Raw genomic sequence first — 19,875 nt, 5'->3', positions numbered from 1 at the left:
GGCCGGCCGCTGGGCCACGAGCCGGGACGGCGACGGCCGCCGCCCCGGGGGGGCCGGCGGCCTTCTCGCGTACGCAGGGCGGTCGCGTCAGCGACGTTCCTCGCGCTGCTTCGCCTCGACGGACAGGTTCGCCCGCGGGTAGGCCTGCAGACGCGCCTTGCCGATCGGGAGCCCGGTCGCCTCGCACGTCGCGTAGGTCCCGGCCGCGATGCGGTCGAGCGCGTGCTTGGTCTGCTCGAGCAGATCCCTCATGTTGTTGACGAGGGTGAGCTCCTGCTCACGTTCGAGCGCGCTGGACCCGGAGTCCGCCTGGTCGTCACCCGCACCGTCCCCCGAGTTGCGCAGGAGCTCCGAGAGCTCCTGGTCGGCCTCGGTGAGCTCTCGCTCGAGGCGCTCGCGCTCCTCCAGCAGGGTCGCTGCCTGCTCCTCCGCCTCCTTCACCGTCCACGGCTCCTCACCGTCACGCACGGGGAAGGACTTGACGTCGCGAGCTAGGTTCGGGAACTGCTGTCGTACGACCGCGCGCGTCGCGGTGCTGAGCTTGGTCATGTCGCCCCTCCGGTTCGAGTTGCGGTGAGAGTAGACGCCGCCTGCCGGTACGCACAACGCACCACGCCGGATGGACCGGTGTGGTGCGTCGTCACGGACCGACCGACGGCGAACCCTGTGGTCCGCACGCCTGGTGTGATCGTCTGCCAGGTGGCAGGTGGACTAGATGCCCGCGCTGAGGTCGCTCGAGCGACCCGCGCCGGAACCGCTGCGGGGCGGGAGAGCGCTGCCGCGGTTGTCGAGGTCCCCCATGAGGTTCTGCAGGTAGCTCTTGAGACGCGTGCGGTAGTCCCGCTCGAAGAGGCGGAGCTCGTCGATCTTGCGCTCCAGGAGCGAGCGCTCCTGCTCGAGCTGCGAGAGCGTGCGGTGCGAGGTCTCCTCGGCCTCCTGCACGATCCGGGTGCCCTCCTCCTTCGCTTCTGCGATGAGGCGGTCCCCCTCCTGCTGGCCCGAGCGCACGTAGTCGTCGTGCAGCTTCTGGGCGAGCTGGAGCATGCCCGTGGCCGACTCGGGCTCCGCGGCCGGCTTGCCCAGGACGGGAGCCGAGCTCGCGACGACGGGTGCGGGCTCCGGAGCGGACGGGGTCTCGACCACGGCCGGCTTGGACGGCGCCGAGGCGTCGGCGCGGCTGAGCTCGGCGACGCGTCGCTCCGCTGCGGCCAACTTGGTCTTGAGGTCGTCGTTCTCCTCCTGCACGGAGTTGAGCGTCCTCACCACCTCGTCCAGGAAGTCATCGACCTCTTCGACGTCGTAGCCCTCGCGGAACTTCGTCGCGGAGAACTTCTTGTTCAGGATGTCCTCTGCTGTCAGCAGTGCCATCGTCTCACCTCAATGCGTTTGCGCCGTCAGTCCGGGCGATCTCGAGATCGCCACAGTCCAAAGTAGCGGAGATTGTCAGCGGAGGCGGACTCCGACCGAGGCCCCGTCGGGGCCACCGGTCGCAAGAACGCCGTGATGTCAGATTTCTACGTGTTTACAGAGACCTCAGGATCTGTGCAGCGAACGACACTGCGAGAAAGAGCACGATGAACCCGAGGTCGATCCGCACCTGACCGAGGGTCAGGGGCGGGATGACCTTGCGCAGTGCGCGCAGCGGCGGGTCGGTCAGGGAGTAGATGGCCTCCGCCAGGACGAGCATGACACCGCGGGGGCGCCAGTCGCGCGCGAAGACCTGCACCCAGTCGAACACCACACGTCCGATGAGCACCACGAGGTAGAGGCCGAGGACGAATGCCAGCAGATCGAAGACGAAATTCACAGGGTCAACTGTGCCAGAGTCCGCGGTCAGCTCTGGTTGAAGAAGCCGGCGCGGCTCACCGGAGGCTCGGGCGCCTGCTCCTCGCCCGTGATCTCGACGTGCTCGGGCGAGAGCAGGAAGACCTTGTTGGTCACGCGCTCGATGGCCCCGTGCAGACCGAAGATGAGCCCCGCGGAGAAGTCGACGAGACGCTTGGCGTCCGCGTCGTCCATGTCGGAGAGGTTCATGATGACCGGTGTGCCACCACGGAACGCCTCCCCGATGACGCGGGCGTCGTTGTAGGAACGCGGGTGCACGGTGGTGATCCGGCGGAGCTCTGCTGCTGACATGCTCGTCTGGGGTACCTCTCGTGGGGCGACCGTCCTGTGCAGGGGGGTCACCTGAGCCTGGTAGTCGGTCGGCACGTCGGCCCCCAAGTCGTCGTACTCGTCGATGAACTCTTCCTGGTCGCCCTCGCCTCGATCATCAGCGAGGCCCAGGTAAAGCATGGTCTTGCGAAGTGCTCCGGCCATCGCCCTCTCTCCGTCCTCATGTCGACTGCTGGTTCCGTGCTTTGCACGCTAACCCAGCCCCGGACACGCGCGTGATGCGACACGCCCAGGAAGCGACAACGGGCCGTGGGGTGAGAATCACGCACGGCACGAGACGGGCACCGGCTCATCCCAGGGCGACGACTCCCGCGAACCGCCCCGTGGTGGCGCCGCGGCGCGTCGCGAGACGGTGCGAGTAGAAGCGCTCGTCCTCGAGGGTGCAGATCCCGGTCTCGACGATCTCCGCCACCCCGGCGGCACGCAGCTCGGCGACGACTCCCGCCGGCAGGTCGAGCGCGGGCGTGCCCCAGCTCGTGGTCGACTCGGTGCCCGGACGGAGGGCGGCCACCTCGTCGCGCATCTCCTCGGGGACCTCATAGCACCGCCCGCACGCGGCGGGCCCGACGACGGCACGCACCCGGCCCGCTCGCGCCCCCTGCGCGAGCAGCGCGTCGAGGGCCGTACCGACGACCCCTGCGAGCAGGCCCTGCCGACCCGCGTGGGCCACGCCGACGACCCGGGCCTCGGGGTCGGCGAGCAGGACCGGGACGCAGTCGGCGACGAGGACACCGAGCCCGAGGCCGGGCTGGGCCGTGACGAGGGCGTCGTGCTCGCCGCACGTCGCAGCCCCCGCGTCACGCTCGACCCGCGCTGCCCGGTCGTCCGCCGTGAGCACACGGACCCCGGCACCGTGCACCTGGGTGCCGAAGACGAGGGGCGCACCGAGGAGTCGGCCGACCGCGGCCCGGTGGCCGAGGACGCGCTGGGCGTCGTCCCCGACGCCCAGCCCGAGGTTGAGCCCCGACCAGGGCGCGGGCGACGTGCCTCCCGCACGACCGGTGAACGCAGCACGCACCCCCGGCCCGAGGTCGACCTCGAGAACCGGGGGTGCGGGGAGTGCAGGATCGAGCACGGGCTACTTCAGGAAGTCGGGGACGTCGAGGTCCTCGACCTTGCGCCGGACGGGCTCCTCGTCGTACAGGCGGGGCACCTCGACCTGGGCGGAACGGTCGGCCGCCGCCTGCTCGGCGTTCACGTTCTCGTCGGTGGGGACGACGCTGAACGTCGGGATCGGCGCGTAGCCGGCCGAGACCGTGGCCGCCCCTCCCCCGAAGGTCACGGGGACGTCGTCGGGCTCCGAGGTGATCGGGACCACCGGGCGCGGCAGCGTGTGGCTGCCCGTGGCCGTGGGCACCGCCGCCGGGACCGGCGCCGGGACCGGCGCCGGAGCGGGTGGCGTCGCGGGCGTGCCGGCGACCTGACCCAGCGCACGGGCGTCCTTGCGGATCTGGGGCGTGCCACCGTCGAACCCGGCCGCGATGACCGTCACGCGGACCTCGTCACCCAGGGCGTCGTCGATCACGGCACCGAAGATGATGTTCGCCTCGGTGTGCGCGGCCTCGTGGACCAGTCGCGCGGCCTCGTTGATCTCGAAGAGACCGAGGTCCGAGCCGCCCTGGATCGAGAGCAGCACGCCGTGCGCACCGTCGATGCTCGCCTCGAGCAGGGGCGAGGAGATGGCGAGCTCGGCCGCCTGGACCGCGCGGTCCTCGCCTCGTGCCGAGCCGATCCCCATGAGGGCGCTGCCCGCACCCTGCATGACCGACTTCACGTCGGCGAAGTCGAGGTTGATCAGGCCCGGGGTCGTGATGAGGTCCGTGATCCCCTGGACGCCCGAGAGCAGGACCTGGTCGGCCGAGTGGAACGCGTCGAGCGCCGAGACGTTGCGGTCCGACATCGACAGGAGCCGGTCGTTGGGGATGACGATGAGGGTATCGACCTCGTTGCGCAGGGCCTCGATCCCCTGGTCGGCCTGGACCGAACGACGGCGCCCCTCGAACGTGAAGGGTCGCGTGACGACACCGACGGTCAGGGCGCCCAGCGAACGCGCGATGCGCGCGACCACCGGGGCGCCACCGGTCCCGGTGCCACCGCCCTCGCCCGCCGTGACGAAGACCATGTCGGCGCCCCGCAGGACGTCCTCGATCTCCTCGGCGTGGTCCTCGGCCGCCTTCTTGCCCACCTCGGGGTCGGCACCCGCTCCGAGGCCACGCGTGAGCTCGCGCCCGACGTCGAGCTTGACGTCCGCGTCGGACATCAGCAACGCCTGCGCGTCGGTGTTGATGGCGATGAACTCGACGCCCTTGAGACCGACCTCGATCATCCGGTTGACGGCGTTCACGCCACCACCGCCGATGCCGACCACCTTGATCACTGCTAGGTAGTTCTGCGGAGTTGCCACGTCAATGCCTCTCGATCCTGTAGCCCTCAACCTTCACCCTCAACTAGAGGGTTATAGTTATGTCAGGTTGTGCTGTGTCGACGGTAGGTGCCCGCCCCTGCCGTATCAACGACCCGCCCGCGCGTGTCGGCGAAAACCTCTGCGATGGTTCACGTCACACCTCTCCCCGGCCCTCACCGGGTGATCGGCATCGTCGGGGCCGAGACGTCGTAGAGCTTGGCCCCCTGGTTCTCCGGCAGCCCGCGGAGTGCCTGGAGCACCCTGACCTTGAGCGCCGCGTCCTCGTCGTTCCCCCACTCGACGACCGCGCCGTCACGCAGCGTCATGGTGACCGCGTCCTGCGTCGGTGCCGTGACCTCGGCGACCTCGGCCTGCAGCTCGGGCGGCAGCGCGTTGAGCACGATGCGCGCGGCCCGCAGCGAGCGCGCACCCCCCTCGTCGAGCGTCACGCCGATGGCCGGCAGCCCCTCCGGCACCGCCTCGACCGTCGCGACCTGGACCCCGTCACGATCCAGCAGCGCAAAGGCCCCTTCGTGCGGCACCGCGGCCACCGGCTCCCTCGACTCCAGGGTCACGCTCAGCCCGTCGGGCCACTCCCGCAGGATCCGCACGTCGCGCACACCGTTGAGCTCGAGGATCTCGTCGCGCAGGCCGATGGTGTCGACCCGGGGCAACGGGACCCCCGCCACGCCCCCGATCACCTGCTGGACCTCGGCGATGTCGATCACGGTCCCCTCCCCCGAGATCTCGACCTTGGCGGGATCGGCCCCGAGCAGCGGCGAGAAGAGCGCGACCCAGACCGCGGTCGCGAGCACGAGCACCCCACCGGCCCAGCCGAGGACCCGGTTCCGGAGACGGTGCCGACGCATCGCGGCCTTCTCGGCGAGCCGGTCCGCCATCCCGGTCGAGACCACGCGGTCGACGGGGCGACCCCCACCACCCACCGGCCCCCGGACGAAGGGGACCGGTCCGGTCGCGGGACGCTCGCGCGTCGAGGTCCCCGCCGCGGGCGCCGAGCCGGTCCGAGCGAGCTCGCTCCCCCGCAGCACGAGCGGCTGCGTCGCGATGTCGTCGTCCGGGTGCCCCGGGGTCCCGACGTCGTCCCGCGTCCCCGCGGGACGGGCCCGCCCGGGCGTCGCCGGACGAGAGCGGGCCGGCTGCTCCTCGCGAGGCGGCGCCGGGGTCGGGCGAGGAGCAGCGGGACGCGGACGGGACGGCGGACGCATCAGTCCTCGACCTCCCCCGCAGGGGCGGCGGGCTCGGACCCGGAGAGCGCGTCGAGGACGACGGCACCGAGCTCCGTGACGTCCCCGGCCCCCACCGTGAGCAGGAGGTCTCCGGGCCGCGCCGACGCGGCCAGCGCACGAGCCGCCTCGACGCGGTCCTCGACGCCTCGTGCCGAACCGCCCGGCATCAGGTCGGTGATGGTCCACGAGCCCGTGGCCGGGTCGGGGTCCTCGCGCGCCGCGTAGACGCCCGTGACGACGACCTCGTCGGCGAGGGACAGGGCGTCGGCGAACTCGCGCGCGAACGTGCGCGTACGGGAGAACAGGTGCGGCTGGAAGAGCACGAGCACCCGCCCACCCGCGGCCACGGGGCGAGCCGCGGTCAGGAGCGCCGCGACCTCGGTCGGGTGGTGCGCGTAGTCGTCGACCACCCGGACCCCGCCCGCCTCGCCCCGCGCCTCGAAGCGTCGGCCCGTGCCCAGGAACTCGCCGACCCCCGCCACGGCCCGCTCGGCGCTCACGCCCAGCAGGACGGCGGTCGCGACCGCTGCCGCTGCGTTGAGAGCGTTGTGCGCGCCGGGCACCTGCAGGCGCAGGTCGAGGCCCACGTCGAGGCCCAGGCTCTCGCCCGCACCGAGCGCACCGAGCGCACCGGCGAGAGGTCGGGCCTCTCCACCCTCCGCACCACCGACGACGGTGAGCCGAGCGGCCACCCCCGCGGCGCCGTCGGGCCGGACGTCCGCCAGCAGCACGTCGCTGCCCGGCGTCGTGCCGTACGTGACGACCCGGCCGCCCGCCGCGCGGTGCGCGTCCGCCAGGGCGCGCGCCCCAGGGTCGTCGGCGCACGCGACGAGGAACCCGCCGGGCACGACCCGCTGCGCGAAGTCGACGAACGCCTGCTCGAACGCCTCGCGCGACCCGTAGTGGTCCAGGTGGTCGGGCTCGACGTTCAGCACGACCGCGATCGTCGGTGCGTAGTTGAGGAACGAGCCGTCCGACTCGTCGGCCTCGGCGACCACGACGTCACCGGAACCCAGGTGGCCCCCCGGGATCGCGCCGTCGCTCGTGATGACCGAGCCCCCGATCGCGAACGACGGGTCGAGGCCCGCGGCGCGCAGGGTCGTCGCGACCATGGCGGACGTCGTCGTCTTGCCGTGCGCCCCCGCGACGGCGACCGACCGCCCCTGGGCCATGAGGACGGCGAGCGCCTCCGAGCGGTGCAGCACGCGCAGGCCTGCCGCCCGCGCGGCGACCAGCTCCGGGTTGTCGGGGCGCACCGCGCTCGAGAGCACGAGCGTGTCGGCCCCCTCGACGTTGCTCGCCGCATGACCCACGAGCACCCGGATCCCGTCCGCACGCAGGGCCCCGACCACGGCGCCGTCCTTCGCGTCCGAGCCCTGGACGCGCACCCCGCGCGCGGCGAGCAGACGCGCCACGACGGACATGCCCGCGCCGCCGATGCCGACGAGGTGGACCGTGCCGAGGTCCGCGAGCGCCGGGGCCGTCGCCGCCGCCCCGCCGTCGTCCCGGCCCGTCGTCCCCGTCACCGCGAGCCCCCGGCCGCCTGCGCGACCAGGTCGGCGACCCGAGCCGCCGCGTCCTGGATGCCCGCGCGCGAGGCGAGCGAGGCCATCGTGCGCAACCGGTCGCCGTCGGCCACGAGCGCCGGCACGTTCTGCGCGACCCACGCGGCCGTGAACGCGTCGTCGTCGACGAGGATGCCGCCGCCGGCCCGCACGACCGGCGCGGCGTTGAGCCGCTGCTCGCCGTTCCCGATGGGCAGCGGCACGTAGACCGCCGGGATGCCCAGCGCCGCGAGCTCGCTCACCGTGCCCGCGCCCGACCGGCACACCACGAGGTCGGCGACCGCGTACGCGAGGTGCATCTCCGACAGGTATTCCCGCACGTCGTAGCCCGGCAGGCCCGCCACGACGGCGCGCACCGCGTCGGCCTTGCCCCGGCCGGTCAGGTGCAGGACCTGCGCCCCGGTCGCGAGGACCTCGCGCGCCGCACCCGACACGGCCTCGTTGAGGCTCTGCGCGCCGAGCGACCCGCCCGTGACGACCACCGTGGGGCGCGCCGGGTCCAGGCCCAGCGACGCCGCCGCGTTGGCCCGGACCGTCGGGGCGTCGACCCCGCGGTCGCGGATCAGGTCCGCGATCTCCCAGCGCAGGGGCAGCCCCGTGACCACGCCGCCCTTGAGCGGCGTCCCCTCGAACGTGAGCGCGACCGACGTCGCCCACCGGGCCCCTGCCCGGTTCGCGAGGCCCGGTCGCGCGTTCTGCTCGTGGATCACGATCGGCACCCCGCGACGGTGCGCCGCGATGTAGGCCGGGGTCGAGACGTAGCCGCCGAAGCCCACCACGACCTCGGCCCGCGTCTCGTCGATCACGGCCCCGGCAGCCTCGACCGCGGCCTTGAGCCGGCCCGGCAGCGCTACCCACTCGCCGCTCGGGCGGCGAGGCATCGGCACCTTGGGCACGAGACGCAACGGGTAGCCCCGCGCGGGCACCAGGTCCGCCTCCAGACCGCTCTCCGTCCCGAGCACCGTGACGACCGCCTCGGGGTTGCGCGCACGCAGCTCGTCCGCGACCGCGAGCAGCGGGTTGACGTGCCCCGCCGTCCCGCCGCCTGCGAGCACCACCGAGCCGACTGAAGAGCTCACCACGTACCTGTCACCTGTCCTTGCTGTCGCTGGTTGTCCGTCCCGGAACGGTCCGGGACCCTGAGAGTAGCCGTGCGCGTCGTCCGGGAGGCCCGGGTCGGCACCGCCGCCCCGTGCACCCGTCCGGCGTCATCGCTTCTGGGGACGTCTGCGCGGGACGGCCCGCCGCCCGGCGTGCCCGACGACGGCGAGCGACCTGCGCACCACGCTCCCCCGGGCGCTGAGCGCTTCGCGCGCCCCCGGCTCGTCGCGCGCGAACGAGATGACGACGCCGAGCGCGGCCATGGTCGTGATGAGCGCCGACCCGCCCGAGGAGACGAGGGGCAGGGGCACGCCGATCACGGGGACGATGCCGATCACCACCCCGATGTTGATGAACGCCTGCCCGACGATCCAGCAGGCGATGCCCGCGGTCGTGATCTTGACGAACGGGTCAGGGTGCCGACGGATCACGCGGCTCATCGCCAGGCCGAGCACCGCGAAGAGCGCGAGGACGAGGAGCGTGCCGAGCAGGCCCAGCTCCTCGCCGATCACGCCGAAGATGAAGTCGTTGTGCGCCTCGGGCAGGTAGCTCCACTTCTCACGGCTCGCCCCCAGGCCCACGCCGCCGAGCCCGCCCGTCCCGAGGGCCCACAGGCCGTGGACGGACTGGTAGCACCCCGTGCCCACGTTCGCGTCCGTCGTGTCGCAGACGCCGGCGTAGGTCGCGAGGAACCGGCTCATGCGGTTCGAGCTCTCCTGCATGGCCACGAACCCGACGCCGACCACGACCGCGGAGATGCCGCCCGCCGTCGCGAGGAGCTTCCAGTCGACACCGGCGACGAAGAAGGCCCCCGCCACGAGCAGGAGGATCACGAGCATGGTGCCCAGGTCGTGGCCCGCCAGGACGAGCCCCATGACCAGGAGCGCGCCGGGGACCGCCGGGACGATCGCGTGCTTCCACGACCCCAGCAGCCGCTGCTTGCGGCCGAGGACCACCCCGAGCCAGACCGCGAGCGCGAGCTTGGCCGGCTCCGAGGGCTGGACGTAGAACGAGCCGAAGTTCAGCCAGTTGAGGTTGCCGTTGACCTCCTTGCCGAGCGGGCTGAAGATCAGGAGCTGGAGCAGCAGGCTGACGCCCAGGAGCGGCCACGCCGCGTGCCGGTAGAAGCTCGTGGGAAGCCGCGTCGCGACGAGCAGCACGGGCAGGCCCATGAGGGCGAACCGGGCCTGGGTGAAGAACGCCTCGTACGGCGAGCGGCCTGCGGCGATCTCCGTGACCGCCGAGCTCGACAGCACCATGACCAGACCGATGATCGCGAGCAGGGTCGTCGCACCGACCAGCAGGTAGTAGCTCGTCACCGCGCTGTCCCACTGACCCAGCCAGGCGCGCTCGTCGACGGCCGGGCGCCTGGTCGCGCGCGGTCGCCTGCGGGGGGTGCCCGCCTTCGCCGTCGCGCCGTCCTTGCGCCGACCGAGCAGTCCCGAGGCGGCCGTGCTGGTCGCGCGCGCCGCAGGCCTTGCCCTGCCGGGGGCCTTGGTGGCGCCCGTCTGCTTCCCGGTGCCGGTGGCCCGAGGAGCACGGGGGCCGTCGGCGCCCGCCTGCGTGCGGGGTCGAGCGGCTCCCCCGGCCTCGCTCCCCTTCGTCCGGACGGGGTTCGACGGCGCCGCCCTCCCGGCCTGGCGAGCGGTCGTGGGCCGGGCGTCGCCCGGGGCCGGAGGCTTCGGCGTGGTGCGGCCCGCGGCCGAGCGGGACGCAGGCCCGCGCCCACTCGTCGTCTGGGCCACTGGGCTACCCCTCCAGCTCGGTCTCGGAACCCGGCAGGTCGTGGACCGCGCGCACGAACGCGTCGCCGCGGGTCGCGTAGGACGCGAACTGGTCCATCGACGCGCACGCGGGGGCGAGCAGCACAGTGTCCCCGGGGACCGCCAGTCCACGGGCGCTCGAGACCGCGCGCTGCATCACCGTCCCAGTGTCGCCGGGATCGACTCGGACCACGGGGACATCGGGTGCGTGTCGGGCCAGTGCGCCCTCGAGAGGCTCGGGGTCCGCCCCGATCAGCACCACGGCGCGCAGCCTCGACACGCGGGAGCGCACCAGGTCGTCGAACGTCGCTCCCTTGGCCAGTCCGCCCGCGACCCACACGACCGACCTGGGCGCGAAGGCGCCGAGCGACGCGGCCGCGGCGTGCGCGTTCGTCGCCTTCGAGTCGTCGACGTACGCGACGCCGTCGACCGTCGCCACGTGCGCGATCCGGTGAGCGCCGGGGCTGAAGGAACGCAGCCCCTCCCGGACGGCGCGCGCGTCCACCCCGTGCGCCCGGGCGAGCGCCGCGGCCGCGAGGGCGTTGGCGACCACGTGGACGGGCACCACGCCGTCGGGACCCGCGAGGTGCGCGAGGTCCGCGAACGTCGCGAGCTCCTGGGCGCTGCGGTGCCGCGCGGGGTCGTCGGGGGCCGTGTGGAACGCACGGTCCACCAGGACGTCCTCGATCACGCCGAGCTGCGCCCGCGCGGGTGCCCCGACGGTGAAGCCGATCGCCCGAGCCCCCTCCTCGACGTCGGCCTCCCGGACGAGGTGCTCCGTCCGGGCGTCCGCCACGTTGTACACGCAGGCCACCTGGGCACGCTCGTAGACGCGTCCCTTGTCGCCCGCGTAGGCGTCGAGCGAGCCGTGCCAGTCGAGGTGGTCGGGCGCGACGTTGAGCACCGCCGCGGCCTGGGCCGACATGCTGTGCGTGAAGTGGAGCTGAAAGCTCGAGAGCTCGACCGCGAGCACGTCGAGGGACGGGTCGAGCGCAGCGGTCACGACGGGCGTGCCCACGTTGCCCACGGCCGCGGTGCGCAGCCCGGCGGCGGTCAGGATCGAGGTGAGCATCTCGACCGTGGTCGTCTTGCCGTTCGTCCCCGTGACCGCGAGCCACGGGGCGTAGGACCCGTCGGCACGCGCCGTGCGCAGCTGCCAGGCGAGCTCGACCTCGCTCCAGACGGGGACGCCCGCCTCCCGGGCGGCCACCAGCAGGTCCGACGACGGCGCCCACCCGGGCGAGGCGACCACGAGGTCGACCGTGGACAGGTCGACCTGCGCGGCGTCCGCCGTGTCGGCGTCGGGGGCCGCACGGTCCACCGTGACGACCGAGGCCACCCGGGTCGTCAGCGCGGAGACCGCGGCGCGACCGGAGACCCCGAGCCCGGCGACCAGGACGCGTGCCCGGTCCCACGGGACGCGCAGCGCATGGTCGGTCGCGTCGGACACTAGCTGACCACCCACTCCGCGTAGAAGATCCCCAGCCCGAGACCCGCGAACAGGCCGGCGATCAACCAGAACCGGATGACGATCGTCACCTCTCCCCACCCGGACAGCTCGAAGTGGTGGTGCAAGGGCGCCATCTTGAAGACCCGCTTGCCCGTCATCTTGAAGTACCCGATCTGGATGACGTCCGAGAGCACGATGATGACGAACAGGCCGCCGATGATCACCGCGAGGACCTCGGTGCGCGACAGGATCGTGAGGCCGGCCAGCGCGCCGCCCAGGGCGAGCGAACCCGTGTCACCCATGAAGATCTTCGCGGGGCTCGCGTTCCACCACAGGAAGCCGACGCACGCGCCCATGATGGCCGCGGCGACGATCGCCAGGTCCTGCGGGTCGCGGACCTCGTAGCAGCGCGGCCCGGCGGCGTCGAGGATCTGGCAGCTCTGGTTCAGCTGCCAGATGCTCACGAGGATGTAGCTGCCGAAGACGATCACGGACACGCCCGTGGCCAGCCCGTCGAGGCCGTCCGTCAGGTTCACCGCGTTCGACCACGCCGTGATGAGGAAGTTCGCCCACAGGACGAAGAGGATCAGGCCGACCGTCGCCCCCGCGAACGCGAGATCGAGGTTCGTGTCCCGCAGGAACGAGATGTGCGTCGAGGCCGGGGTGCGGAAGTTCTCGTTGGGGAACTGGAGCGCGAGGACCGCGAACGTGACGCCCACGACCCCCTGGCCGACGATCTTGGCCCGCGGGGACAGGCCCAGGCTGCGCTGCTTGCGGATCTTCGTGAAGTCGTCGAAGAAGCCGACCAGGCCGAGGCCCGTCATGAGGAACAGCACGAGGAGCGAGGACACGCTCGGCGTCCTCGGCGTGTCCGAGACGATCGACGCCACGACGTAGGACATCGCCCAGCCGATCAGGGTCGCCCCGATGATGACGACCCCACCCATGGTGGGGGTGCCGCGCTTGGTGAAGTGCGCCGTCGGGCCGTCCTGGCGGACGAACTGGCCGTAGTTGCGGTGGACCAGGAACTTGATGAACAGCGGGGTCCCCAGCAGGGCCACGAGCAGCGCGACGCACGCGGAGACGAGGATCGCGATCACGGGCGCACCTCACCCGCGAGCTCGTCGCCCAGGCGCCACAGGCCCGAGCCGTTCGACGACTTCACCAGGACCACGTCGCCCGGCAGGAGCTCGTCGCGCAGCAGCGCGGAGGCCGCCTCGACGTCAGGCACGAAACGAGTCTCATCGCCCCAGGACCCCTCTTGGGTGGCGCCGTCGTGGATGCCGCCGGCACCGTCACCGACCACCACGAGCAGCTTGATGTTCAATCGCACCACGAGACGGCCGATCTCGTCGTGAGCGGCGCGCGAATCGGGCCCGAGTTCTCGCATCTCGCCCAGGACCGCGACCGACCTGCGCTCACGCCCTGCCATGACCGCGAGGGCCTTGAGCGCGGCGCGCATCGAGTCGGGGTTCGCGTTGTAGGAGTCGTCGATCACCGTGATGCCGTCGGGACGCTCCGTGACCGCCATGCGGTGCGGGCTGATCGCGGTCGCCTCGTTCAGACCGGCCGCGACGGAGCGCGGGTCTAGCCCCAGCCGGATCGCCGCCGCCGCCGCCGCGAGCGCGTTGGTGACGTGGTGCTCGCCCACGAGCCGGAGCTGGACCGGGAGGTTCTCGACCTCGGACCCGCGCACGCGCAGGTCGAACGACGCGCACCCGCTGCGGTCCATCCCGATGTTCTCGGCGCGCACGTCGGCAGCCGGGATGGTGCCGAACGTCCGCACGGGTCCCGGCGCGACGGCGGCCATCGCGACCACCCGCAGGTCGTCCGCGTTGAGGACGGCCGTGCCCCCCGGCGCGAGGCCCGTGACGATCTCGGACTTGGCCGTGGCCACTGCCTCGATCCCGCCGAACTCCCCCAGGTGGGCGCTGCCCACGGCCAGGACGACGGAGACGTCGGGGGGCGCGATCTGCGTCAGGTAGGTCAGGTGGCCGATCCCGCTGGCCCCCATCTCGAGGACGAGGAAGCGGGTCGAGGCGTCGGCCTCGAGCACGGTCAGGGGCAGGCCGATCTCGTTGTTGAACGAGCCCCGCGGCACGACGGTCCGGCCGTGGGGAGCGAGCAGCTGCCCCAGGAGGTCCTTCGTGGTGGTCTTGCCGACCGACCCGGTGATCCCGACGACCTGGAGGTCGCCCGTCGCGCGCAGGCGACGCAGGACCTCGCGGGCCAGGTCGCCGAGCGCGGCCTGAACGTCCGCCACGACGACCGCCGGCGCGTCGACGTCGCGCGCCGCCAGGACGAGCGTCGCGCCGTTGCCGACCGCGACCGGCACGAAGTCGTGCCCGTCGACGTGCTCCCCGGGGAGCGCCACGAAGAGCGAGCCCTCCTGCACCCGTCGGGAGTCGATGACGACCGAGCCGGTCACCCTCACGTCCGGGTCGGCGGCCAGCCGCCCACCGGTCGCTGCGGCGACCTCCGCCGCAGTCAGCTCGATCATTCTCCGTGCTCCTTCGTCGTCTCGTGGCGCGCGGCCAGTGCGGCGCGCGCCTCCACCCTGTCGTCCAGGGCATGGTCCACCCCGGCGATCTCCTGCCAGACCTCGTGGCCACGGCCCGCGATCAGGACGGTGTCCTGCGCGTCGGCCTCCCGGATCGTGTCATGGATCGCGGTGGCTCGCGGTGCGACCTCGACCACGGTTCGCGCGTGCGCCGCTCCCCCGTGCCCGACGTCGTCGCGCACGTCTTCGCCCTCACCCGCCTCTGCGACCTGCTGTGCCGCCCTCGCCCCGGCGAGCACCTCCGCGCGGATCGCGGCCGGGTCCTCCCCGTGCGGGTCGTCGTCCGTGACGACGACCACGTCGGCGCCCTCGACCGCGACCGCCCCCATGCTGGGTCGCTTGCCCTTGTCCCGGTCCCCGGTCGCGCCGAACACCACCACGAGGCGCCCCGTCGTCGTCGGGCGCAGGGCGGCCAGGGCGAGCGAGAGCGCGTCCGTGTTGTGCGCGAAGTCGACCACGACGCGTGGAGCGGTGCCCACGACCTCCATGCGCCCGGGAACCTGGGCGCTCACGCCGCCGGCCGCCTCGAGCGCCGTGGCGACGTCGCGCGGGTCGGCGCCCGCCTCCAGGACCATCGCCAGCGCGAGCGCCGCGTTGGCCACGTTGAACCCACCGGGGAGAGCGGTCGAGGTCCGCAGCTCGCGGCCGTCGCGGTGACGCAGGACGAACGAGCTTCCCGTGCCGGTGGCCGGGTCGACGGCGCGCACGTCGGTCACGGTCCAGTCCGCGTCCGTGGCGTCGGTCCTGTCGCCGCCGGCGACGGCGAGCGTCGCCACCGGGATCGTGGCGACCTCGGCCAGCCGTCGGCCCCAGGGGTCGTCCACCACGACCACACCCCGGCGCGCGTGCTGCGGCGTGAAGAGCGCAGCCTTGGCCTCGAAGTACTCCTGGAGGTCCCCGTGGAAGTCGAGGTGGTCCTGGCTCAGGTTGGTGAACCCCGCCACGTCGAACACGATGCCGTCCACGCGGTGCAGCGACAGCGCGTGCGAGGACACCTCCATCGCGAGCGTCCCGACTCCGTCCTCGCGCATCGTGGCCAGCAGGGCCTGCAGGTCCGCGGCCTCGGGAGTCGTCAGACGGCTCGGCAGGACCCGGTCGCCCGAGCGCATCTCGACCGTGCCGATCAGGCCGCCCTTCCACCCGAGGGTGCGCAGCACGTGGTCCAGCAGGTACGTCGTGGTCGTCTTGCCGTTGGTGCCCGTCACGGCGAACGTGGTCAGCTGCGCTGCGGGCTGTCCGTAGACCCAGGCCGCGACGTGCCCCAGGACGGTGCGCGGGTCCTGCGTCACGAGCACCGGCACGCGGGTCTCCTGGGCGTCGGCGAGCAGCCGCGCGCCCTGCGGGTCCGTCAGCACGGCACGCGCGCCGCGCGAGATCGCGTCGCTCGCGAACCGTGCTCCATGCGTGCCCGCGCCGGGCAGGGCGACGAAGAGGTCGCCGTCGGCGACGACGCGGTTGTCCGAGGCCACGGACCAGATCTCGGTCGCTCCGAGGGCGTCGTCCCCCTGGCCCGACGCCGTCCCCCCGGCGTCGGTGACGAGGTCGAAGGCGGTCGCGAGCTCCCGGGCTGTGCGGTGCACGGACGTGGCGGGACGAAGGCGGTCGATCGGGGATGTCACGAGTAGAACCTACCGTGCGTCAGGGTCTCGCCCCGTCGGCGAGGACGCCCCGACCGGGTACTTCACGGGACCTTCACGCACGTCCGTCGTGCTCGGCGCACGCCGCGTCGGCCCGTGTGGGAACCCCCACAGGGCCGTCCGCAGGGCGCCGTCGCCACGGGCACCCGGAGCGGCACCTCGGCACGCGCCCCGCGCCCCGCGCCCGCCTGGGAGGCTGCCCGACGGGCGCACCCCCGGCTACGCGCCGACGCGGTCACCACTCGGTCGCGTAGGGCTCCTCGACCTTCGAGCTCGGCGGCACGTTCATGTGCTGCAGCGTGAAGCCCATCACGTCCTTGAACACAGGTGCTGCGACGAGCCCGCCGAAGATGTTCGTCCGAGGGTTCTTGAGGAACACCGACACGGTGTACCGCGGGTCGTCGGCGGGGGCCACCCCGATGAACGAGGCCATGATGTCCGTCAGCCGCCCGTCCGCACCGACCTCCTCCGCCGTGCCCGTCTTGCCGGCCACACGGTAGCCGTCGATCGCCGCCGCTGCGCCGGACCCCTCCTCGACCACGGCCTCCATCATGTGCAGGACCTGGTCGGCCGTCGACTCCGACACCACCTGGGTCGTCTCGCGCGCCGGGGCGGGGGTGAAGACGCCGTCGGGGCCCGTCGTGCCCTTGAGGAGCGTCGGGGCGACGCGCTTGCCACCGTTGGCGATCGTCGAGAAGACGCTCGTGGCCTGGACCGCGTTGACCGCCAGCCCCTGGCCGAACAGGACCGCGTACTCGGTCCGCCCGTCCCACTTGTCGGCCGGGGCGAGGAGGCCCGCGGACTCGCCGGGCAGCCCGAGCCCGGTCTTCGCCCCGAACCCGAAGGCCCGCAGGTAGTCCTCACGGGTCTGCTTGGGCAGGTCCTGGCCGACCATGACCGTGCCGGTGTTGGAGGACTCCGCGAGGATGCCCGCGAGGGTCAGCTTCTCCAGCCCGTGGACGTGCGAGTCCCTGAAGGTCTCACCGTTCGCGGTCGTGTACGTGTAGTCGACCTCGTACTGGCTCGCGGGCGTCGCGAGCCCCTCCTCGATCACGGCGGCCATCGTCACGACCTTGCCCGTCGAGCCCGGCGCGAAGACGTCCTTGACGGCTCGGCTGCCGTCCGCGACCCGCGCGTCGCTGCGGTCGTTCGGGTCGATCGCGCCCGAGTCGGCGAGCGCCAGGACCTCCTGGGTCCTGACGTCCTGGACCACCGCGATCCCGTAGTCCGCCCCCGTCTCCGCCACCGCCTTGTCGATCGAGTCCTGGGCCTTCCAGCCGATGTCGCGCACGAGGCTCAGCGCCACCGAGCTGCCGGGCACGGCCTCGACGTTCTCGCGCGTGCTCCCGGGGATCCGCACCCCGCCCGCACCTCCGGCACGCTGGAAGCTCTCGCTCCCCGGGGTCCCGGTGAGGAGGTCGTCGTAGGTCGCCTCGATCCCTCCGAGACCCACGACCTGCTCGGTCGTGCCGTCCTCGGACGGCTGAGCGCCGACGTAGCCGACGATGTTCCCGGCCGTGGTGCCCGCCGGGTACGTGCGCTCGGTGGTCAGCTTCGTGCTGATGTACGCCGAGACACCGAGCTCGACGATCTGGCGCTGCACCTCCGGGACGACGTCCTTCTTGAGGATCACGTTGCGGTTGACCCGCCCGTTCGTCCCGCTGAGCTGGGCCGCGAGCTCGGGCGCCGAGCGGTCGAGGATGGGGGCGAGCAGGCGTGCGAGCGCGACCGCCCCCGTGCCCTCGACCTTCTTCCCGTCGACCGTGTGCCGGGCCGACGGCACGAAGTCCGGGATCGTCTTCTGGTCCGCCGAGACCGTGTAGCGGTCGATCGACGTGGCCAGCACCACGCCGTCGGCGTCCGTGATGTCCCCCCGGTGCGCCATCGTCACGTGCGACTGCGTGCGCTGGTTCTCGGCCGCCTGAGCGAGGCTCGGGCCGATCACGACCTGGACGTAGACGAGCCGGACCGCGAAGACCAGCAGGACCGCCAGGGCGATCCCCATGATCCAGCGCTGACGACGTTCCGGACGCCCGGGGGCGGGCAGGGCGGCCGCGGCGGGTCGGCCGAGCCCCGTGCCCCGCCCTGCTCCACCACTGCGGGCCACGGTCGAACCCTGCGCGGGCGACCGCTGAGCGCTGCTCGCGCCGCGCGCGGCCGACGCCTCGCTCGCAGAGCGGTCGCCGGCCTTGCGGGGCGCCGAGGCGCTCCCACGGGACGCCCCGGCACGGCGTGGCTGAGCGCCACGACCCTGCCGGTCCGCCCCACGGGTCACGGGACGCTCCCGGCCTCCGGCGCTCCCACGATCGCACCGTCCGACAGGCGCAGCATCGTCGGCGCGTCGGACTCGACCATGCCCAGCGCTGTCGCGCGGCTGTGGAGCGACGTCGCCGCGGCCTGCAGCTGCGAGTGCAGGGACTGCGTGTCCTGCTCGAGCACCCCCGCCTTGGTCCGCAGGTCCGAGATCTGGTACGACCCCTTGGCCATGGTCGTGTTCAGCAGGAGCGCACCCAGCAGCGCGGCCCCGAGGATCGACATGCACAGGACCAGGAAGGGCACGCGGGACCGCACCTGCAGCGGGGCTCGCACCGCCTCGAGCCGCGGGCGCTGCGACCTCCCCGCTGCGCCTCCCGGCAGGGCGGTGAGCGACGGCCTGCGGGCGGGCGCCGGGCTGGTCGACGTCAGAGGCCGGGCAGCGGCCTGTCGTGCGCTCATGGCTTGTTCTCCCCTCGTGGGCGGTGGCGTAGGTGGTCAGGTGTGGGTCGCAGCCTCTCGGCGGCCCGCAGCCGGACCGAGGCCGAGCGCGGGTTGCGCTCGAGCTCGTCGGCAGGAGCCTCCTCGGCCCCGCGGACGAGCAGCTTGAGATAGGGCTTGTGGGTCTCGGGCTCGACGGGCAGCCCGGCCGGCGCGCTCGACGTCGCGCCGCGGGCGAGCTCGCGCTTGACGATGCGGTCCTCGAGCGACTGGTAGGACTCGACGACGATCCGGCCTCCCACGGCAAGGACGTCGACAGCGGCCGGTACAGCGCGCTCGAGCACCTCGAGCTCGCCGTTGACCTCGATCCGCAACGCCTGGAAGGTGCGCTTGGCCGGGTTGCCGCCGGTCTTGCGCGTGGCAGCCGGGATGTTCGACCGCACGAGGTCCACCAGAGCGGCGCTGCGGGTCCAGGGCTCGACCTCACGGCGACGGACGACCGCTCGCGCGATCCGCTGCGCGAAGCGCTCCTCGCCGTACTCCCGCAGGATCCTCGTCAGCTCTCGCTCGTCGTAGGTGTTGAGGACGTCGGCCGCCGTCAGGCCCGCCGTCGTGTCCATGCGCATGTCGAGCGGTGCGTCCTGGGCGTACGAGAAGCCGCGCTCCGACTCGTCGATCTGCAGCGACGAGACGCCGAGGTCCATGAGGACGCCCTGGACGGCGGACAGCCCCAGGTCCGCGACGACCTCGCCGATCTCGTCGTAGACCGCGTGCACGGCCTGGAACCGCTCACCGAAGCGGGCGAGCCGCTCCGAGGCGAGCGCGATGGCCTGCGGGTCGCGGTCGATCCCCACGACACGTGCGGTGGGGACCTGCTCGAGCACCGCCTCCGTGTGGCCACCCATCCCGAGCGTGCAGTCGACCAGCACGGAACCGGGTTCGGCGAGGGCAGGGGCGAGGAGGTCCACGCACCGTTGCAGGAGGACCGGCACGTGACGGTCCTCCGCTCCTGATCCTGACGTGCTGCGAGGTGTGGTCATGACGCCTCCTTCCTGGTCGGTCCTCGTCGGGCTGAAGAGGGGTGGTGCATTCTGTGCGGGGCTGTTCGTCGTTCGTCCTGCGGGCCGCCCCGCCCGATCAGGTCTCCCTCCGCGTCCTTTCTGGCGCCGGGGAAGTGCGCCAGACCGGGCGGGAGGAGGCCTCATCGTGCGGAGCCTGCCACCTGCTTCTCGTGCTGCTCGTGCTGGTCTCTCGTGCGGGTCGGACCCGGAGGTCCGTG

The 19,875-nt window shown here is 72.8% G+C and carries 17 protein-coding genes; all 17 read right to left on the bottom strand.

Going from position 1 to position 19,875, the window contains the following annotated elements; genetic code table 11:
• Nucleotides 1–87 precede the first annotated feature (87 nt).
• The 17 genes from H9640_RS10665 to rsmH all read right to left on the bottom strand — a co-directional run bounded on the left by H9640_RS10665 (nt 88) and on the right by rsmH (nt 19,636).
• Nucleotides 88–549, bottom strand: coding sequence for a TraR/DksA family transcriptional regulator (locus H9640_RS10665; protein WP_191790673.1), 462 nt, complete (start codon nt 547–549; stop codon nt 88–90).
• 162 nt (nt 550–711) lie between these two features.
• Nucleotides 712–1,368: a DivIVA domain-containing protein gene (locus tag H9640_RS10660; RefSeq protein WP_191790672.1), complete on the bottom strand. Its 657-nt coding sequence runs from the start codon at nt 1,366–1,368 to the stop codon at nt 712–714.
• A gap of 154 nt (nt 1,369–1,522) precedes the next feature.
• The gene (locus H9640_RS10655) at nt 1,523–1,807 is read right to left on the bottom strand and encodes a YggT family protein (RefSeq protein ID WP_191790671.1); all 285 of its coding nucleotides are present in this window, start codon (nt 1,805–1,807) and stop codon (nt 1,523–1,525) included.
• A 26-nt stretch (nt 1,808–1,833) separates the two neighbouring features.
• Nucleotides 1,834–2,319, bottom strand: a complete 486-nt coding sequence (locus H9640_RS10650; RefSeq protein ID WP_030150500.1) for a cell division protein SepF — start codon at nt 2,317–2,319, stop codon at nt 1,834–1,836.
• 145 nt (nt 2,320–2,464) lie between these two features.
• Nucleotides 2,465–3,250, bottom strand: coding sequence for a polyphenol oxidase family protein (locus tag H9640_RS10645; protein WP_318243737.1), 786 nt, complete (start codon nt 3,248–3,250; stop codon nt 2,465–2,467).
• Between the two features lie 3 nt (nt 3,251–3,253).
• Nucleotides 3,254–4,579, bottom strand: coding sequence for a cell division protein FtsZ (ftsZ, locus tag H9640_RS10640; protein ID WP_191790670.1), 1,326 nt, complete (start codon nt 4,577–4,579; stop codon nt 3,254–3,256).
• Nucleotides 4,580–4,752: 173 nt separating this feature from the next.
• A complete protein-coding gene (locus tag H9640_RS10635) occupies nt 4,753–5,805 on the bottom strand; it encodes a cell division protein FtsQ/DivIB (protein WP_191790669.1) in 1,053 nt (350 codons plus the stop codon).
• On the bottom strand, nt 5,805–7,250 hold the full coding sequence (gene murC, locus H9640_RS10630) for a UDP-N-acetylmuramate--L-alanine ligase (RefSeq protein WP_225227052.1): 1,446 nt from the start codon (nt 7,248–7,250) through the stop codon (nt 5,805–5,807). Before murC ends, H9640_RS10635 begins: the two co-directional genes overlap by 1 nt.
• 98 nt (nt 7,251–7,348) lie before the next feature.
• Nucleotides 7,349–8,473, bottom strand: coding sequence for an undecaprenyldiphospho-muramoylpentapeptide beta-N-acetylglucosaminyltransferase (gene murG / locus H9640_RS10625; RefSeq protein ID WP_191790667.1), 1,125 nt, complete (start codon nt 8,471–8,473; stop codon nt 7,349–7,351).
• Nucleotides 8,474–8,599: 126 nt separating this feature from the next.
• Nucleotides 8,600–10,237, bottom strand: coding sequence for an FtsW/RodA/SpoVE family cell cycle protein (locus tag H9640_RS10620; protein ID WP_307824056.1), 1,638 nt, complete (start codon nt 10,235–10,237; stop codon nt 8,600–8,602).
• A 4-nt stretch (nt 10,238–10,241) separates the two neighbouring features.
• Nucleotides 10,242–11,705 carry a UDP-N-acetylmuramoyl-L-alanine--D-glutamate ligase gene (gene murD, locus H9640_RS10615; RefSeq protein ID WP_318243736.1) on the bottom strand — a complete coding sequence of 488 codons (1,464 nt, stop codon included), beginning with the start codon at nt 11,703–11,705 and terminating at the stop codon, nt 10,242–10,244.
• Entirely contained in the window at nt 11,705–12,805 is a 1,101-nt protein-coding gene (mraY, locus tag H9640_RS10610) for a phospho-N-acetylmuramoyl-pentapeptide-transferase (RefSeq protein WP_191790666.1), read from the bottom strand. The genes murD and mraY overlap by 1 nt, the downstream gene beginning before the upstream one ends.
• Nucleotides 12,802–14,205: a UDP-N-acetylmuramoyl-tripeptide--D-alanyl-D-alanine ligase gene (locus H9640_RS10605; RefSeq protein ID WP_191790665.1), complete on the bottom strand. Its 1,404-nt coding sequence runs from the start codon at nt 14,203–14,205 to the stop codon at nt 12,802–12,804. Before H9640_RS10605 ends, mraY begins: the two co-directional genes overlap by 4 nt.
• The gene (locus H9640_RS10600) at nt 14,202–15,884 is read right to left on the bottom strand and encodes a UDP-N-acetylmuramoyl-L-alanyl-D-glutamate--2,6-diaminopimelate ligase (RefSeq protein WP_191790664.1); all 1,683 of its coding nucleotides are present in this window, start codon (nt 15,882–15,884) and stop codon (nt 14,202–14,204) included. The genes H9640_RS10605 and H9640_RS10600 overlap by 4 nt, the downstream gene beginning before the upstream one ends.
• 253 nt (nt 15,885–16,137) lie before the next feature.
• On the bottom strand, nt 16,138–18,009 hold the full coding sequence (locus tag H9640_RS10595; protein WP_318243735.1) for a peptidoglycan D,D-transpeptidase FtsI family protein: 1,872 nt from the start codon (nt 18,007–18,009) through the stop codon (nt 16,138–16,140).
• Nucleotides 18,010–18,173: 164 nt separating this feature from the next.
• The gene (locus tag H9640_RS10590; protein ID WP_191790662.1) at nt 18,174–18,617 is read right to left on the bottom strand and encodes a hypothetical protein; all 444 of its coding nucleotides are present in this window, start codon (nt 18,615–18,617) and stop codon (nt 18,174–18,176) included.
• The gene (rsmH, locus tag H9640_RS10585) at nt 18,614–19,636 is read right to left on the bottom strand and encodes a 16S rRNA (cytosine(1402)-N(4))-methyltransferase RsmH (RefSeq protein WP_191790661.1); all 1,023 of its coding nucleotides are present in this window, start codon (nt 19,634–19,636) and stop codon (nt 18,614–18,616) included. The genes H9640_RS10590 and rsmH overlap by 4 nt, the downstream gene beginning before the upstream one ends.
• Nucleotides 19,637–19,875 lie beyond the last annotated feature (239 nt).

Source organism: Oerskovia gallyi (genome assembly GCF_014836745.1).
GTDB classification, from domain to species: domain Bacteria; phylum Actinomycetota; class Actinomycetes; order Actinomycetales; family Cellulomonadaceae; genus Oerskovia; species Oerskovia paurometabola.
The sequence above is the reverse complement of the archived record's forward strand: the minus strand, read 5'-3'. Positions and strand labels throughout refer to the sequence as shown.

Bases quoted from the DNA above. Each gene is read 5' to 3' on its own strand.
- H9640_RS10635 (WP_191790669.1), bottom strand. From the start codon at position 5,805: ATGCGTCCGCCGTCCCGTCCGCGTCCCGCTGCTCCTCGCCCGACCCCG.
- murC (WP_225227052.1), bottom strand. From the start codon at position 7,250: ATGTCCGTCGTGGCGCGTCTGCTCGCCGCGCGCGGGGTGCGCGTCCAG.
- H9640_RS10665 (WP_191790673.1), bottom strand. From the start codon at position 549: ATGACCAAGCTCAGCACCGCGACGCGCGCGGTCGTACGACAGCAGTTC.
- H9640_RS10650 (WP_030150500.1), bottom strand. From the start codon at position 2,319: ATGGCCGGAGCACTTCGCAAGACCATGCTTTACCTGGGCCTCGCTGAT.
- H9640_RS10660 (WP_191790672.1), bottom strand. From the start codon at position 1,368: ATGGCACTGCTGACAGCAGAGGACATCCTGAACAAGAAGTTCTCCGCG.
- H9640_RS10605 (WP_191790665.1), bottom strand. From the start codon at position 14,205: ATGATCGAGCTGACTGCGGCGGAGGTCGCCGCAGCGACCGGTGGGCGG.
- rsmH (WP_191790661.1), bottom strand. From the start codon at position 19,636: ATGACCACACCTCGCAGCACGTCAGGATCAGGAGCGGAGGACCGTCAC.
- H9640_RS10590 (WP_191790662.1), bottom strand. From the start codon at position 18,617: ATGAGCGCACGACAGGCCGCTGCCCGGCCTCTGACGTCGACCAGCCCG.